Consider the following 13,575-nt stretch of genomic DNA (forward strand, 5'->3'; position numbering starts at 1 on the left):
TCCCACGAATCCGCACGGGGCTATTTGTGCCGCCACCGCTCTTGCCAAGCATTCGCAAGAAGGCCCTATTCTTGAACGGTTAAAGACTTTGTCAGTTCAACGGACCGCTCGCCGGACCGCAGGAAGCGGAGCAGAACCATGCATGTGCCCGACGGCTTCATCGATGCCCCCGTCTCCCTTGCCGCAGGTGTCGCCGCCGCCGGAGCCGTGGCGGTCAGCCTCCGAGGCGCCCGCCGGGAGCTCGACGAGCGCACCGCGCCGCTCGCCGGCCTCGTCGCCGCCTTCATCTTCGCCGTGCAGATGCTCAACTTCCCCGTGGCGGCCGGAACAAGCGGCCACCTGCTGGGAGGCGCGCTCGCCGCGATCCTCGTCGGCCCCTATACGGGTGTGCTGTGCGTGTCCGTGGTCCTGCTCATGCAGGGCCTCCTGTTCGCCGACGGCGGCCTGACCGCCCTCGGCGTCAACATCGTCACCATGGGCGTCGTCACCGTGGTCGTCGCCTACGCCGTCTTCCGCGGGCTGGTCAGGCTGCTGCCCGACAGCCGCCGCTCGGTCACCGTCGCCGCCTTCGCCGGAGCCCTGCTCTCGGTGCCCGCCGCGGCCGCCTTCTTCACCTTCCTCTACGCCCTCGGCGGTACCACCGACGTCCCGATCGCCAAGGTCTTCGGCGCCATGGTCGGCGTCCACGTCCTCATCGGCATCGGCGAGGCCGTCATCACCGCCGCCACCGTCGGCGCCGTGATCGCCGTCCGCCCCGACCTCGTCCACGGCGCCCGCGGCCTGTCCGCCCCGCTGAAGCTGCGCGTCGGCGGCGAACTCGTCGACGCCCCCTCCGCCCCCGCCGGCGTGCCGGCCGCCGCCCGCTCCACCAAGCCCGTGTGGATCACCGGCCTGGTCGCCGCGCTGGCCCTGGCCGGCATCGTCTCCTTCTACGCCTCCTCCAGCCCGGACGGACTCGAGAAGGTCGCCGCCGACAAGGGCATCGACCAGAAGGTCACCGAGCACGCGGCCGCCGACTCACCCCTCGCCGACTACAGCGTCAAGGACGTCTCCGACGCCCGCCTCTCCGGCGGCCTCGCCGGGGTCATCGGCGTGGGCGCGACCGTCCTCGTCGGCACCGGCGTGTTCTGGACCGTGCGCCGCCGCCGCAGCGCCGACCTGACGGCCGCCTCCACGGCCGTACCGGCCGCCTGACATGGGCGCGGGCCACGCCCACAAGCTCTACCGGCCGGGGCGCTCGCCGGTCCACGACCTGCCGCCGCACTGCAAACTCGCCGCGACCTTCGGTTTCGTGGCCGTCGTCGTGTCCACACCGCGCGAGGCGGTGTGGGCCTTCGGCCTGTACGCCGTCCTCATCGGGGCCGCCACCGCCGTGGCCCGGATCCCGCTCGGCTTCCTGCTGCGCCGCCTCCTGATCGAGGTGCCCTTCGTCGCCTTCGCCGTCCTGATGCCCTTCGTGGCCCAGGGCGAGCGGGTGGAGTTCCTCGGCATGTCGCTCAGCGTCTCCGGCCTCTGGGGCGCCTGGAACGTCCTGGCCAAGGGCACCCTCGGCGTGGCCGCGTCCGTGCTCCTGGCCTCCACCACCGAACTGCGCGCCCTGCTGCTGGGCCTCCAGCGGCTCAAGCTGCCGCCGCTGCTCGTCCAGATCGCCTCCTTCATGATCCGGTACGGGGACGTGATCAGCGACGAGCTGCGCCGGATGTCCATCGCCCGGCGCTCCCGCGGCTTCGAGGCGCGCGGGATCCGGCACTGGGGGGTCCTCGCGAAGACCGCCGGAGCCCTGTTCATCCGCTCCTACGAGCGCGGCGAGCGGGTCTACCTCGCGATGGTCAGCCGCGGCTACGCCGGCTCGATGCCGGTGATCGACGAGGTGGCGGCCACCCGCACGCAGTGGGCGTACGCGGCCGCCCTCCCGGTGACGGCACTCGCCGTCTGTCTGATCGGATGGTCCTTGTGAACGCAGCCCCGGCCCCGGCCCCGATTCCGCCCTCGCTGGAAGTTTCCGGCCTCGCCTACGCCTACCCCGACGGCCATCAGGCCCTCTTCGGGGTCGACCTCGCCGTCGGGCGCGGGGAGCGGGTGGCGCTGCTCGGTCCCAACGGCGCCGGCAAGACCACCCTGGTGCTGCACCTCAACGGCATCCTGACCGGCGGCGTCGGCACCGTGAGCGTGGCCGGGCTGCCCGTGGAGAAGCGCAACTTCGCCGAGATCCGCCGCCGGGTCGGGATCGTCTTCCAGGACCCCGACGACCAGCTGTTCATGCCGACCGTCCGGGAGGACGTGGCCTTCGGCCCGGCCGCCGCCGGGATGCGCGGCGCCGAGCTGGAGGAGCGGGTGCGCGAGGCGCTGGAGCAGGTCGGGATGGCCGCCTTCGCGGACCGGCCCCCGCACCACCTCTCCTTCGGGCAGCGCCGCCGGGTCGCGGTGGCGACCGTGCTGGCCATGCGGCCCGAGATCCTCGTCCTGGACGAGCCGTCCTCCAACCTGGACCCGGCCTCGCGCCGCGAGCTCGCGGACATCCTGCGCTCCCTGGACGTCACCGTGCTCATGGTGACGCACGACCTGCCGTACGCACTGGAGCTCTGCCCGCGCGCGGTGATCCTCAGCGAGGGCACCATCGTGGCCGACGGCAGGACCCAGGACGTGCTCTGCGACGAGCCGCTGATGCGGGCGCACCGGCTGGAACTGCCCTTCGGATTCGACCCGCGCTCCGTATCGGTGGCATAAGCGCCGGTCAGAGGTTGTTGCACACCCCGTGGACATCAAGGGTGTGGTGGCGGAGGGCTTCGAGCCCGTCAGGGACGCGTTCGTACGCAACTTCCAGGTGCTCGGGGACCGGGGCGCGGCGGTGTCCGTGTACCGGGACGGGCGCAAGGTCGTCGACCTCTGGGGCGGGACCAAGGACGCGAACGGCACCGAACCCTGGGCCGAGGACACCGCGCAGATCGTCCGCTCCGCGACCAAGGGCGTGGCCGCCGCCGTACCGCTGCTGCTCCAGCAGCGCGGACTGCTGGACCTGGACGCGCCGGTGAGCTCGTACTGGCCGGAGTTCAAGGCGGGCGGCAAGGAGCGGACCCGGGTCCGCGACCTGCTCGCGCACCGCGCGGGCGTCCCGGCCCTGGACCGCGGGCTGACGGTGGCCGAGGCCGCGGACGGGGTCTCCGGAGCGCGTGCGGTCGCCGCCCAGCGGGCCTTCTGGGAGCCCGGCACCGAGCACGGCTACCACGCGCAGACCTTCAGCTGGCTGCTGTCCGAGCTGGTGCTGCGGGCGACCGGCCGTTCGCTGGGGGGCATCCTGGCCGAGGAGATCGCGGAGCCGCTGGGCCTGGACTTCTGGATCGGCCTGCCGGAGTCCGAGGAGCACCGGGTGGGCCGGGTGGCGCCGGTCGATCCGCCGGAGAGCGCGGGCACGCTCAGGACCCGGCCGAAGCGGAACGTTTCCGCGGCCTACGCCGATCCGGACTCCCTCACCCGCCGCGCCTTCGCGGCCATCGACCCGCTGCCCGACGAGAACGACCCCGCCTACCGGGCGGCCGAGCTGCCGGCCTCCGCGGGCATCGGTACCGCCCGCGCCCTGGCCCGCTTCTACGCGGCCACCATCGGCGTGGTGGAGGACGGCGCACGGATCTTCACCCCGGCCACCACCGCGCTGGCCGGCAAGGAGTTCTCCTCGGGACCCGACCGGGTGCTGGTGGTCAACACGCGCTTCGGCCCCGGCTACATGCTGCACGGCCCCGCGTCCCCGCTGTTGTCCCCGGCTTCCTTCGGGCACCCGGGTCGCGGCGGCTCGCTGGCCTTCGCGGACCCGGAGGCGGGCATCGGCTTCGGCTACGTCACCAACGCCCACGCCAAGTCGGTCACCGCCGACCCGCGCGCCCAGGCCCTGGTCCGGGCCTTGCGCTCGGCGCTGTAGCGGGGCCCGCGAAAGGGTGTCGCACGGGCGGGGCGGGGAGCGCTAGCGTGCCGTCATGACGACCACCACGCATCCCCTCTTCGCCGAAGCCCTCGCCGCACTGGGGCTGGAGCCGGACGTACGGAGCTTCCCCGACGGGACCCGGACGGCCGCCGACGCGGCCGCCGCGATCGGCTGCGAGCTCAGCCAGATCGTGAAGTCGCTGATCTTCGCGGCCGACGGGGTTCCCGTGCTGGTCCTGATGGACGGGGCCTCCCGGGTGGACGTGGAGTCCGTGCGCCGCGAGCTGGGGGCGGGCGCCGTGACCCGGGCGGACGCGGCCCTGGTCCGGGAGACCACGGGCTACGCCATCGGAGGGGTGCCACCCTTCGGGCACCGCACCCGCACCCGCACCCGGGTCCTCGCGGACCGCTCCCTGCTGTCCCACGAGGTGGTCTGGGCCGCCGCGGGCACCCCGCACACGGTGTTCCCGATGGATCCGCGCGAGCTGATCCGGCACGCGGGGGCCGCGCTGGCCGACGTACGCGAGAGCTGAGGGGCCGGCTGCCGCCGGTCGGCCCGCGGTCAGCACGCCGGGCCGGTGCGCCCGTGCGGGGGCACGGCGACGACGGTGAGCGCGAGGCCGTCGCGCACCTGCCAGCGGCCGTCGAAGCCGGTCAGCGGGGGGCCGGCCGTCGTGGCGCCCGGGACCAGCAGGGCGGCGGCGAAGGTGCCGTTCGGGCGCAGGGTGACGTGTGCGTCGTGGAAGCCGAGCGGGCGGCCGGTGAGCGGGGACCAGGCCTTGTAGACGGACTCCTTCGCGCTGAACAGCAGCCTGTCCCAGGGGATTCCGGGGCGGTGGGCGGCGAGCTCGCGCAGCGCGGTGCGTTCGGCGGGGAGGGTGATCAGGTTCAGCGTGCCCTCGCCCCGCAGTGGTTCGGCCGGTTCGGCGTCGATGCCGAGGGAGGCCACCGTCGTGTCCCGGGCGACGGCCGCCGCCCGGTATCCGTCGCAGTGCGTGAGGCTGCCGACCATGCCGCCGGGCCAGCGGGGCGCGCCACCGGCGCCGGGGAGGATCGGTGCGGGCGGCAAGCCGAATCCGGCCAGAGCGGCGCGTGCGCACTGGCGGACCGTGGTGAATTCGTGCCGCCGCTTGGACACGGCCTTGGCGACCAGTGCCTCCTCCTCGGGGAACAGGAAGGGTTCGGCGCTGTCGTGGAAGGTGTCGACGGCGGTCACCTGCGGGGGGAGCAGCGGGGCCAGTAACCCCGCGGGAGCCGGGCCGCCGGCCGGAAGCAACGTCATGGACGGTCACGGTACCGGGGTCCGGCGCCCGGCCCGGAGCGCCGCTGGATGCCGTATAGGCCAGATATAGCCGGTGAACGCACGCTCGACTCATTCGAACGGATGGGGGCAGCATGCCGGACCAAGAGGCACAGGTGGCACTGGTGACCGGGGGGTCGCGCGGGATCGGGCGGGCGGTGGCCACCCGGCTCGCACGCGATGGCTTCGACGTCGCCATCTGCTACCGCTCCGACGACGCGGCGGCGGAGCAGGTCGAGAAGGAGATCATGGCAGCGGGCCGGCGTGCGCTGATCCGCCGGGTCGACGTCGCCGACCGGGTCGGTGTCCGGTCGTTCGTCGCGGACGTCGAGGCGGGGCTGGGACCGGTGTCGGCGGTGGTCACCTCCGCGGGGATCACCCGCGACCGGCCGTTGGCACTGATGTCGGACGACGAGTGGGACTCGGTGCTGCGCACCAACCTCGACGGCACGTACAACCTGCTGCGCTCGGTGGTCCGCTCCATGATCCGGCGCCGTGCGGGCACCGTCGTCACCCTCTCGTCGGTGGCCGGAGTCGTCGGCAACGCGGGACAGACGAACTACTCGGCCTCGAAGGCCGGGATCATCGGACTGACGCAGGCGCTGGCCAAGGAGTTCGGCCGCTACGGGGTGCGTGCCAACGCGGTCGCACCGGGCTTCATCGACACGGAGATGGTCGCCGGTGTGCCGGAGGCCGTCGCGAAGGACGCCCTGACCCGGATCCCGATGGGATGCTTCGGCACTCCCGAGCAAGTGGCCTCGCTGGTCTCCTTCCTGGCCTCCCCGCAGGCCGAGTACATCACCGGCCAGGTGGTCCGGATCGACGGGGGCATGGCGCTGTGAGTGCGTCCTCGGAGATCTGGTTCCGCAGGTACGCGCGGACGGGCGTGCCGCGGCTGCGGCTGGTCTGCTTCCCCCATGCCGGCGGCAACGCCCAGCTGTTCCACGGCTGGTCCTCGCGGCTCCCCGCCGATGTCGAGGTGCTCGCCGTCCGGTATCCGGGCCGGCAGGAGCGGATGGCCGAGCCGTGCATCGAGTCGATGGACGAGCTCGCCGACCGGATCTCCGAGGCGCTCGTCGCGTACGGCGACCTGCCGATGGCCCTCTTCGGCCACAGCATGGGCGCCGCGGTGGCCTACGAGGTGGCGGTGCGGCAGGAGGCCGGTGCGGGTGAGGGCCCGGTCCGGGTCCTGCTCTCGGGGCGCAACGCCCCGCACCGTACGTCTCCCACGACCCTCCACAAGGCCGCCGACGACGTACTGGTCGCCGGGGTGTCGCGGCTGGGCACCCTGGGCGGTGACCCGTACGCGGTCCCGGAACTGCGGGAGCTGCTGCTGCCCGTGCTGCGCTCCGACTACAAGCTCATCGAGACCTACCACCCGCACGGCCCGGTGGCGCTGCGCGCTCCGATCGTCGCCTACCAGGGCGACCGGGATCCGGGCACCTCCCACGAACAGTTGCTGGCCTGGGGGGAGTTGACGACCGGGGCCTTCGAGGTGCGGTCGTTCCCCGGGGACCACTTCTACCTCGCCCCCCGGGAGGCGGAGCTGACCGCGGACATCGCGGGGCGGCTGGCTCGTATCCCGTCCGGCCTGCGGGCCGGATAGCCGAAGGCTTCACCACAACAGCGAGAGGAGCGACGCCGTGACGAGTCCGACGTCCTGGGCACCACTGGAGATCGAAGCGAAGGGCGAGGGCGGGACCGGCGAACTGCTGAGCCGCCTGGCCGAACTGGAGCTCGGCCTGGCCGCGACCCTGGTCAAGGAGAAGGCGCTGGTCTTCCGCGGCTTCGGGATCACCCCGCAGACGCTGGACGCGGCGCTGGACCGGCTGCTGCCGAACCGGCTGGCGTACGTGCACGGCAACTCGCCGCGCACCAAGGTCGGCGGCAACGTCTACACCTCGACCGAGTACCCGCAGGAATTCACCATCTCGATGCACAACGAGATGAGCTACGCCCACGCGTGGCCGTCCCGCCTGGCCTTCTTCTGCCAGGTGCAGCCGGGCAGCGGCGGGGCCACCCCGGTGCTGGACGCGGAGCGCTGGCTCGCCGTCCTGGACCCCGAGGTGCGCGAGGCGTTCGCCGGCGGCGTGCGCTACGTGCAGAACCTGCACGACGGCTACGGCCTCGGCAAGAGCTGGCAGGACACCTTCGAGACCGGCGAGCGCGCGGACGTGGAGGCGTTCCTGAAGAACGCCGGAGCCGAGTGGGAGTGGCGGCGCGACGGGAGTCTGCGCGTGGAGTCCCACCGGCCGTCCACCACCAGGCACCCCGTCACCGGCGTCGAGGTGTGGTTCAACCAGGCCGACCAGTGGCACCCGGCCGGCCTCGGCGACGAGACCGCGGCCGAGCTCGCCCAGATCCTGTCCGAGGACGAGATGCCGCAGTCGGTGCGGTTCGCCGACGGCAGTCCGATCCCCGCCGAGTACGTCGCCCAGGTCCGCGACCGCGGACTGGAGGCCGCCGTGGACGTCGACTGGCGCACGGGCGATCTGCTGCTCATCGACAACGTCCTGCTGGCCCACGGCCGGCGGCCGTTCACCGGGGACCGGCGCGTCCTCGTGGCGATGTCCGACTGACGCCGTCCCCGGCGGGCCGGTCGCACCGCGCCCTGTGCCCCGACTTCTTCGACCACGGAGCAAGCTGACCATGACCATCACCTCGGAAGAGACACCCGCCGGCTGGGTGGGGAGCGGAACCGTGCCCGGGATGCGACGTCCCGTGGCCCCCGGCACCGGCATCCACAGCTACATCACCGAGAACCGGGCGGAGCTGCGCGAGCTGCTCACCGAGCGCGGCGCCCTGCTGCTGCGCGGATTCGAGGTCGGCGGTGTCGACGGCTTCGACGGCACCGTCCGGGCGTTCTCCGCCGCGCCGCCGCTGGCGTACGCCGAGCGCTCCTCGCCCCGCAGCACCATCAAGGGGCAGGTCTACACCTCGACCGACTATCCGCAGAACGAGGAGATCTTCCTCCACAACGAGAACTCCTACCAGGCGGTCTGGCCGCGGACGCTGTACTTCTACTGCGTCGAGCCGGCCGTCACCCAGGGGGCCACCCCGCTCGCCGACATCCGCCAGGTGCTCAGGTCCATCGACCCGCAGGTCCGCGCCGAGTTCGAGGCGCGCGGCTGGCAGGTCACGCGCAACTTCCACGCCGGGTTCGGAGTGCCCTGGCAGGAGGCCTTCAACACCTCGGACGAGGACGCCGTCGTGGCGTACTGCAAGGAACGCAGGATCGAGGCGGAGTGGCGGCCCGACGGCGGTCTGCGCACCACCGCGGTGCGGCAGGCGGTGCACCGTCATCCGGTCACCGGCGAGGAAGTGTGGTTCAACCACGCGACGTTCTTCCACGTCAGCACCCTGGCTCCGGAGGTCGGCTCCGGTCTGCGCGCCATCTTCGCCGATGAGGACCTGCCCACGAACACCTTCTACGGGGACGGCGGGGTCATCCCCGACGAGGTGACGGATCACCTGCGCGCCGCCTACCGGTCGGCTGCGGTCCGCTTCGACTGGCAGCGCGACGACGTCCTGGTCGTCGACAACATGCTGGCCGCGCACGCGCGCGAGCCGTTCACCGGACCGCGGCGGATCGCCGTGGCCATGGCAGAGCCGTCCGACGCCTGACGGCCGACGGCTGCCGGATCTATGGGGAGTTGAGGCAGACATGTTCGAGACGTATGGATCACGCATCTCCGGACTGGCCGTGTACCGGCCGGCCCGGCTGGTGTCCAACGAGGAACTGGCACCACTGACGACGGTCTCGCCGCAGTGGATCGAGAGCCGGACCGGCATCAAGACCCGCCACCACGCCTCCGAGGAGGAGGACCTGGTCACGATGTCGGCGGCCGCGGGCGAGAAGGCCGTCGTCTCGGCCGACATCGACCCGGGGGAGGTGGACCTGACGATCGTCGCCAGCGCCACCCGCCGCGTCCGCATGCCCGGCATCGCCCCCGAGGTGGCCTCCCGCATCGGACTGCCCAACTCCGGTGCGTACGACCTCAATGCCGTCTGTGCCGGTTTCACCTACTCGCTGGCCATGGCGTCCAACGCCGTGCGGCTCGGCGAGGCGCGCAACGTCCTGGTCGTCGGCGTCGAGCGGACCAGCGACTGGATCGACCCCACCGACCCCGACACGTTCGTCATCTTCGGTGACGGCGCCGGAGCCGCGGTGGTGTCCCGCTCGGACCAGCCCGGCATCGGCCCGGCGGTCTGGGGCAGCGACGGCGCACGGCACGACGTGCTCGGCATCACCGAGAAGGCGGACGGCCGGGAGTACGTCACCATGAACGGCCCGCTCGTCTACAAGTGGTCCACGGCCACCATGCCGGACGTCGCCCACCGGGCGTGCGCCGCCGCCGGGATCACGATGCAGGACATCGACTGGTTCGTGCCGCACCAGGCCAACAACCGGATCATCAAGACGCTCGCCGCCAATCTCGACCTCCCGCCGGACCGCGTCGTCAACGACGTCGTCGACACCGGAAACACCTCGGCGGCCTCGGTGCCGCTGGCGTTGAGCAGGCTCAAGGAGAGCGGCCGCAGCACCCCCGGCGAGAACGTCCTCCTGCTCGGCTTCGGCGCCGGCCTGACCTACGCCGGCCAGGTGATCCGGATGCCGTAACCGGCTCCGGCGCACACGACCCCCCACCGCACCGCCCTCCGCACGCACATCCACGCTCACCCACCCATGGAGAGACGAAGACCATGACCAGAGACGAACTGATTGTCGAGATCATCAACCTCACGCTGCGCACGGCGCCGGACCTGGAGGGCGAGGTCACCGCCGAGTCCAGCTTCGACGAGCTCGGCATGGACTCCCTCACCCGCATCGACCTGCTGGCCGCCGTGGAGAAGGCCTTCAACCAAACGGTTCCCGACGAGCGGGTCGGTGACCTGCTGCGCATTTCCGACGTCGCGGACTTCCTGACGGCAAACAAGGCAGGAGTCTGACCCATGGGCCACACGGACCCCATAGGCGGGGCGATGCCCCTGTCGGTGGGCCAGGAGGGGCTATGGCTGCTCCACAAGCTGGCTCCCGACAGCGCGACCTACAACCTCGCGGGTGGTGTCCGGATGGAGCCCGGGCCGGACCCCGAGGTCCTGGCCCGGGCGGCCCGGGCGCTCACCGGGCGCCACCCGATGCTGCGTTCGGTGTACGTCGAGGTCGACGGGAATCCCCGCCGGCTGGTGAAGAATCCGGGCGAGATCGGCGAACTCGTCGTGCGTGACGTACCGGACGCGGACGACGCCGAGCTGCGGCGGCTCGTCACGGCGGAGGCGGCCACCCCGTTCCGGCTGTCGGAGGAGGGACCGTTCCGGGTGGTGCTGTGGCGCCGCCGTGCCGACGCCGTGCTGCTGGCACTCACCCATCACATCGCGACCGACGCCATCTCCCAGTGGCTGCTGTGGCGCGATCTCCTGGGCGCGTACGAGGCGTTCGCCGAGGGCAAGGAACCCGACTGGGCTCCCGTCGTCGTCGAGTACGACCATTTCGTCGAGAGCGAGCGGGCCCTCATCGACTCCTCGCGCGGCCGGCGCCAGGCGGAGTTCTGGCAGGAGCAGTGCGCGGGTTCCGCACCCGCCGAGCTGCTGACCGACAAGCCCCGCCCGGCCGTCGCGTCGTTCACCGGTGCCAGCCTCTTGCGACGGCTGCCCGACGAGCTCTCGGAGCGGCTCAAGCGCGCCGCCGCCGAGCAGGAGATCTCACAGTTCGCCCTGGCGCTCGGTTCCCTGCAGGCCCTGCTGAACCGCTGGACCGGACAGACCGACTTCCTCATCGCCTGCCCGGCATCGGTGCGCCGCTCGGCGGCCAAGGACGTCGTCGGCTACTACGTCAACCCGGTGCTGGTCAGGGCCGTGTTCGACAGGAACGCCCCGCTGGGCGAGGTGACGGCCGCGGCCAACGATCGGCTCAGGCAGGCGACCGCGCGGGCCACGTACCCGTTCCCGCTGGTCGCGCAGGCCGCGCCGGGGGCCGGGCCGCTGTTCCGGATCTCCATGACCATGGTCACCACGGACCGCTTCGGTTCCGAGATGGCCGGTGCGGCCGCCGGCGTACCCCTCGACGTGGCCGGTCTGACCACCACGTACCTGGAGATCCCGCACCTCGAGGGCCAGTGCGACATCACCTTCGAAGTCACCCGCGACGTGCAGGGGCTCACTCTGGCCCTGCGCTACGACACCGCACTCTTCGAGCGGGACACCATGGACCGGCTGCTCGACCAGCTCATCCGCTTCATGGCCGCTGCCGCGGACACACCCGAGCGCCCGGTCTCCCGGATCCCGCTGACGGACGCCGCCGAGAAGCGTTCGCTGCTGGCCCTGGGCAGCAACGCCGGCGACGGATCATGAAGCAACCCGTTCTCCGCGGCATCCTCGACGGCGTGGGCAACACCCACCTCGTCGAACTCGGCGGGCTGCTGCCCCGCTTCGGGTCCCGCGTCTTCGCGAAGCTCGAGGCCTTCAACCCCGGCGGCAGCGTCAAGGACAGGTCGGCGCTGTCGATGCTGCTCGGCAGGATCCGCAGCGGGGAACTGGTGCCGGGGCGGTCGACGGTCGTGGAATCCAGCTCCGGGAACCTGGGGATCGGCATCGCGCAGATCTGCCGGTACTTCGGGATCGACTTCATCTGCGTGGTGGACCCCAAGACCACCCAGCAGAACCTCGCCATCCTGCGGGCCTACCGGGTCACGGTCGAAATGGTGACCGAGGCGGACCCGGACACCCGCGCCTTCCTGCCGGCCCGTCTCGCGCGGGTACGCGAACTGCTGGCCGCCATCCCCGGCGCGTACTGGCCCAACCAGTACGCCAACCCGCTCAACCCGCGGGCCCACGTCCAGACCATGCGGGAGATCGCCGAGGCCCTGGACGACCGGGTGGACTACCTGTTCTGCTCGACCGGTACCGGCGGCACCATGACCGGCTGCGCCCAGTACATCCGGGAGCGCGGGCTCACCACCACGCTGGTGGGGGTCGACGCGATGGGCAGCGTGCTGTTCGGCGGCCCTTCGGGCCCGCGGCTGCTTCCCGGACACGGGGCGGCGATCAAGCCCCCGCTGTTCGATCCGGCACTGGCCGACGAGGTCGTGCTCGTCTCCGACCTCGACTGCGTCGTCGCCTGCCGGACCCTGACGCACCGCGAGGCGATCCTCGCGGGCGGCTCGTCGGGTGCGGTGACCGCCGCACTGGGGCAGATGGCCGACCGCATTCCGGCCGGCAGCAACTGCGTGATGATCTTCCCCGATCGCGGCGACCGCTACCTCGACACCATCTACTCCGACGACTGGGTGCGCGCCCACTTCGGAGAGGTCTCGCACCTGTGGAACGAACCCGAACACACATTGGCGGTGGGCGCATGCTGATCATCAAGCACGGTGAAGTGGCCGGGATGCTGGCCGGACGCGAGAAGGAGATCATCGATCTCGTCGACGAGGCCTACCGGCGTCACGACGAGGGCCGCACGGTCCTGCCGCACTCCGTCTTCCTGCGCTTCCCCGACCGCCCGAGGGACCGGATCATCGGCCTCCCCGGCTATCTCGGGGGCGACGCCGAGGTCGCCGGAATGAAATGGATCTCCTCCTTCCCCGGCAACGTCGCCGCCGGACTTCAGCGGGCCAGCGCCGCCGTCCTGCTGAACTCGCTGGAGACCGGACACCCCGAGGCGCTCATCGAGGGCTCGCTGATCTCGGCCCGGCGCACCGCGGCCTCGGCCGCGCTCGGCGCCCGGATGCTCCTCGGCGACCGCAGGCCCTCCGGGATCACGCTCATCGGCACCGGAGTCATCAACCGCGAGGTGCTGCGCTTCCTGGCCGCCGAGCGGCCCGAGCTCGATTCCCTCGCCGTCTACGACACGGACATGGAGCGGGCCAAACGCTTCACCGCCGATCACGCCAGGCTGCTGCCCGGCGCGAAGATCCGCCACTGCACCACCCTCGACGAGGCACTGGCCGCCCACGACCTGGTGTCCTTCGCGACGACGGCGGCCACGCCGTACACCGGCCTGGACGCCTGCCCGCCCGGCACCGTGGTGCTCCACCTCTCGCTGCGCGACCTCACGGTGCCCGCCGTGCTCGGGGCGTACAACATCGTCGACGACCCCGACCACGTATGCCGTGAGCAGACCTCGCTGCACCTGGCGGAGCAGCAGACCGGCGGGCGCGAGTTCGTCGACGCCTCCATCGGCGCGCTGCTGCGCGGCACCGCCCGGCCGGCACCGGAAGCCGGACGGCCGCTCGTGTACTCCCCGTTCGGACTGGGAGTCCTGGACCTGGCGCTGGCCCGGTTCGTCCGGGACGAGGCACGACGCTGCGGAACCGGAACCCGCATCGACGGATTCCTGCCGGCGCCGACGCTCTAGGCCG

The 13,575-nt window shown here is 72.0% G+C and carries 15 protein-coding genes; 14 read left to right on the top strand and 1 reads right to left on the bottom strand.

Annotated features, from left to right (window positions below; genetic code table 11):
- The first annotated feature begins 138 nt into the window (after positions 1–138).
- Genes ACE1OC_RS24475 through ACE1OC_RS24495 form a run of 5 tightly spaced genes read left to right on the top strand, consistent with a single transcriptional unit; the run spans position 139 to position 4,448 of the window.
- Entirely contained in the window at positions 139–1,194 is a 1,056-nt protein-coding gene (locus ACE1OC_RS24475; RefSeq protein ID WP_407838818.1) for an energy-coupling factor ABC transporter permease, read from the top strand.
- A 1-nt stretch (position 1,195) separates the two neighbouring features.
- On the top strand, positions 1,196–1,957 hold the full coding sequence (gene cbiQ / locus ACE1OC_RS24480; RefSeq protein ID WP_407838819.1) for a cobalt ECF transporter T component CbiQ: 762 nt from the start codon (positions 1,196–1,198) through the stop codon (positions 1,955–1,957).
- Positions 1,945–2,727, top strand: coding sequence for an energy-coupling factor ABC transporter ATP-binding protein (locus ACE1OC_RS24485; RefSeq protein ID WP_407838820.1), 783 nt, complete (start codon positions 1,945–1,947; stop codon positions 2,725–2,727). The genes cbiQ and ACE1OC_RS24485 overlap by 13 nt, the downstream gene beginning before the upstream one ends.
- Before the next feature lie 28 nt (positions 2,728–2,755).
- Complete coding sequence (locus ACE1OC_RS24490) at positions 2,756–3,913, top strand: serine hydrolase domain-containing protein (RefSeq protein WP_407838821.1); 1,158 nt, start codon at positions 2,756–2,758, stop codon at positions 3,911–3,913.
- 55 nt (positions 3,914–3,968) lie between these two features.
- Entirely contained in the window at positions 3,969–4,448 is a 480-nt protein-coding gene (locus ACE1OC_RS24495) for a YbaK/EbsC family protein (protein ID WP_407838822.1), read from the top strand.
- Positions 4,449–4,477: 29 nt separating this feature from the next.
- Here the strand turns inward: ACE1OC_RS24495 and ACE1OC_RS24500 are convergent, their stop codons facing one another.
- A complete protein-coding gene (locus ACE1OC_RS24500; protein ID WP_407838823.1) occupies positions 4,478–5,197 on the bottom strand; it encodes a 4'-phosphopantetheinyl transferase family protein in 720 nt (239 codons plus the stop codon).
- Between the two features lie 113 nt (positions 5,198–5,310).
- Between ACE1OC_RS24500 and fabG the strand changes: the two genes are divergently transcribed.
- From fabG to sbnB, 9 genes are all read left to right on the top strand, one after another.
- Positions 5,311–6,057, top strand: a complete 747-nt coding sequence (gene fabG, locus ACE1OC_RS24505) for a 3-oxoacyl-[acyl-carrier-protein] reductase (protein ID WP_407838824.1) — start codon at positions 5,311–5,313, stop codon at positions 6,055–6,057.
- Positions 6,054–6,821: a thioesterase II family protein gene (locus ACE1OC_RS24510; RefSeq protein WP_407838825.1), complete on the top strand. Its 768-nt coding sequence runs from the start codon at positions 6,054–6,056 to the stop codon at positions 6,819–6,821. The genes fabG and ACE1OC_RS24510 overlap by 4 nt, the downstream gene beginning before the upstream one ends.
- A gap of 37 nt (positions 6,822–6,858) precedes the next feature.
- The gene (locus ACE1OC_RS24515) at positions 6,859–7,794 is read left to right on the top strand and encodes a TauD/TfdA family dioxygenase (protein ID WP_407838826.1); all 936 of its coding nucleotides are present in this window, start codon (positions 6,859–6,861) and stop codon (positions 7,792–7,794) included.
- Between the two features lie 130 nt (positions 7,795–7,924).
- Positions 7,925–8,839 (top strand): TauD/TfdA family dioxygenase, encoded by a 915-nt coding sequence (locus ACE1OC_RS24520; RefSeq protein WP_407841667.1) that lies wholly within the window; start codon positions 7,925–7,927, stop codon positions 8,837–8,839.
- A 40-nt stretch (positions 8,840–8,879) separates the two neighbouring features.
- A complete protein-coding gene (locus ACE1OC_RS24525) occupies positions 8,880–9,836 on the top strand; it encodes a beta-ketoacyl-ACP synthase III (protein ID WP_274553091.1) in 957 nt (318 codons plus the stop codon).
- 83 nt (positions 9,837–9,919) lie between these two features.
- Positions 9,920–10,165, top strand: a complete 246-nt coding sequence (locus ACE1OC_RS24530) for an acyl carrier protein (protein WP_274553090.1) — start codon at positions 9,920–9,922, stop codon at positions 10,163–10,165.
- Positions 10,166–10,168: 3 nt separating this feature from the next.
- A complete protein-coding gene (locus ACE1OC_RS24535; RefSeq protein ID WP_407838827.1) occupies positions 10,169–11,566 on the top strand; it encodes a condensation domain-containing protein in 1,398 nt (465 codons plus the stop codon).
- Positions 11,563–12,576, top strand: a complete 1,014-nt coding sequence (sbnA, locus tag ACE1OC_RS24540; protein ID WP_407838828.1) for a 2,3-diaminopropionate biosynthesis protein SbnA — start codon at positions 11,563–11,565, stop codon at positions 12,574–12,576. Before ACE1OC_RS24535 ends, sbnA begins: the two co-directional genes overlap by 4 nt.
- Positions 12,570–13,571 carry a 2,3-diaminopropionate biosynthesis protein SbnB gene (gene sbnB / locus ACE1OC_RS24545; RefSeq protein WP_407838829.1) on the top strand — a complete coding sequence of 334 codons (1,002 nt, stop codon included), beginning with the start codon at positions 12,570–12,572 and terminating at the stop codon, positions 13,569–13,571. Before sbnA ends, sbnB begins: the two co-directional genes overlap by 7 nt.
- The last annotated feature ends 4 nt before the right edge of the window (positions 13,572–13,575 follow it).

This window comes from Streptomyces stoeckheimensis (genome assembly GCF_045822005.1).
GTDB classification, from domain to species: Bacteria; Actinomycetota; Actinomycetes; order Streptomycetales; family Streptomycetaceae; genus Streptomyces; species Streptomyces stoeckheimensis.

What these genes read in the sequence shown, in the direction of transcription:
- cbiQ (WP_407838819.1), top strand. Translation starts at nt 1,196, where the DNA reads ATGGGCGCGGGCCACGCCCACAAGCTCTACCGGCCGGGGCGCTCGCCG.
- ACE1OC_RS24525 (WP_274553091.1), top strand. Translation starts at nt 8,880, where the DNA reads ATGTTCGAGACGTATGGATCACGCATCTCCGGACTGGCCGTGTACCGG.
- sbnA (WP_407838828.1), top strand. Translation starts at nt 11,563, where the DNA reads ATGAAGCAACCCGTTCTCCGCGGCATCCTCGACGGCGTGGGCAACACC.
- sbnB (WP_407838829.1), top strand. Translation starts at nt 12,570, where the DNA reads ATGCTGATCATCAAGCACGGTGAAGTGGCCGGGATGCTGGCCGGACGC.
- fabG (WP_407838824.1), top strand. Translation starts at nt 5,311, where the DNA reads ATGCCGGACCAAGAGGCACAGGTGGCACTGGTGACCGGGGGGTCGCGC.
- ACE1OC_RS24500 (WP_407838823.1), bottom strand. Translation starts at nt 5,197, where the DNA reads ATGACGTTGCTTCCGGCCGGCGGCCCGGCTCCCGCGGGGTTACTGGCC.
- ACE1OC_RS24475 (WP_407838818.1), top strand. Translation starts at nt 139, where the DNA reads ATGCATGTGCCCGACGGCTTCATCGATGCCCCCGTCTCCCTTGCCGCA.
- ACE1OC_RS24535 (WP_407838827.1), top strand. Translation starts at nt 10,169, where the DNA reads ATGGGCCACACGGACCCCATAGGCGGGGCGATGCCCCTGTCGGTGGGC.
- ACE1OC_RS24485 (WP_407838820.1), top strand. Translation starts at nt 1,945, where the DNA reads ATGGTCCTTGTGAACGCAGCCCCGGCCCCGGCCCCGATTCCGCCCTCG.
- ACE1OC_RS24495 (WP_407838822.1), top strand. Translation starts at nt 3,969, where the DNA reads ATGACGACCACCACGCATCCCCTCTTCGCCGAAGCCCTCGCCGCACTG.
- ACE1OC_RS24520 (WP_407841667.1), top strand. Translation starts at nt 7,925, where the DNA reads ATGCGACGTCCCGTGGCCCCCGGCACCGGCATCCACAGCTACATCACC.
- ACE1OC_RS24530 (WP_274553090.1), top strand. Translation starts at nt 9,920, where the DNA reads ATGACCAGAGACGAACTGATTGTCGAGATCATCAACCTCACGCTGCGC.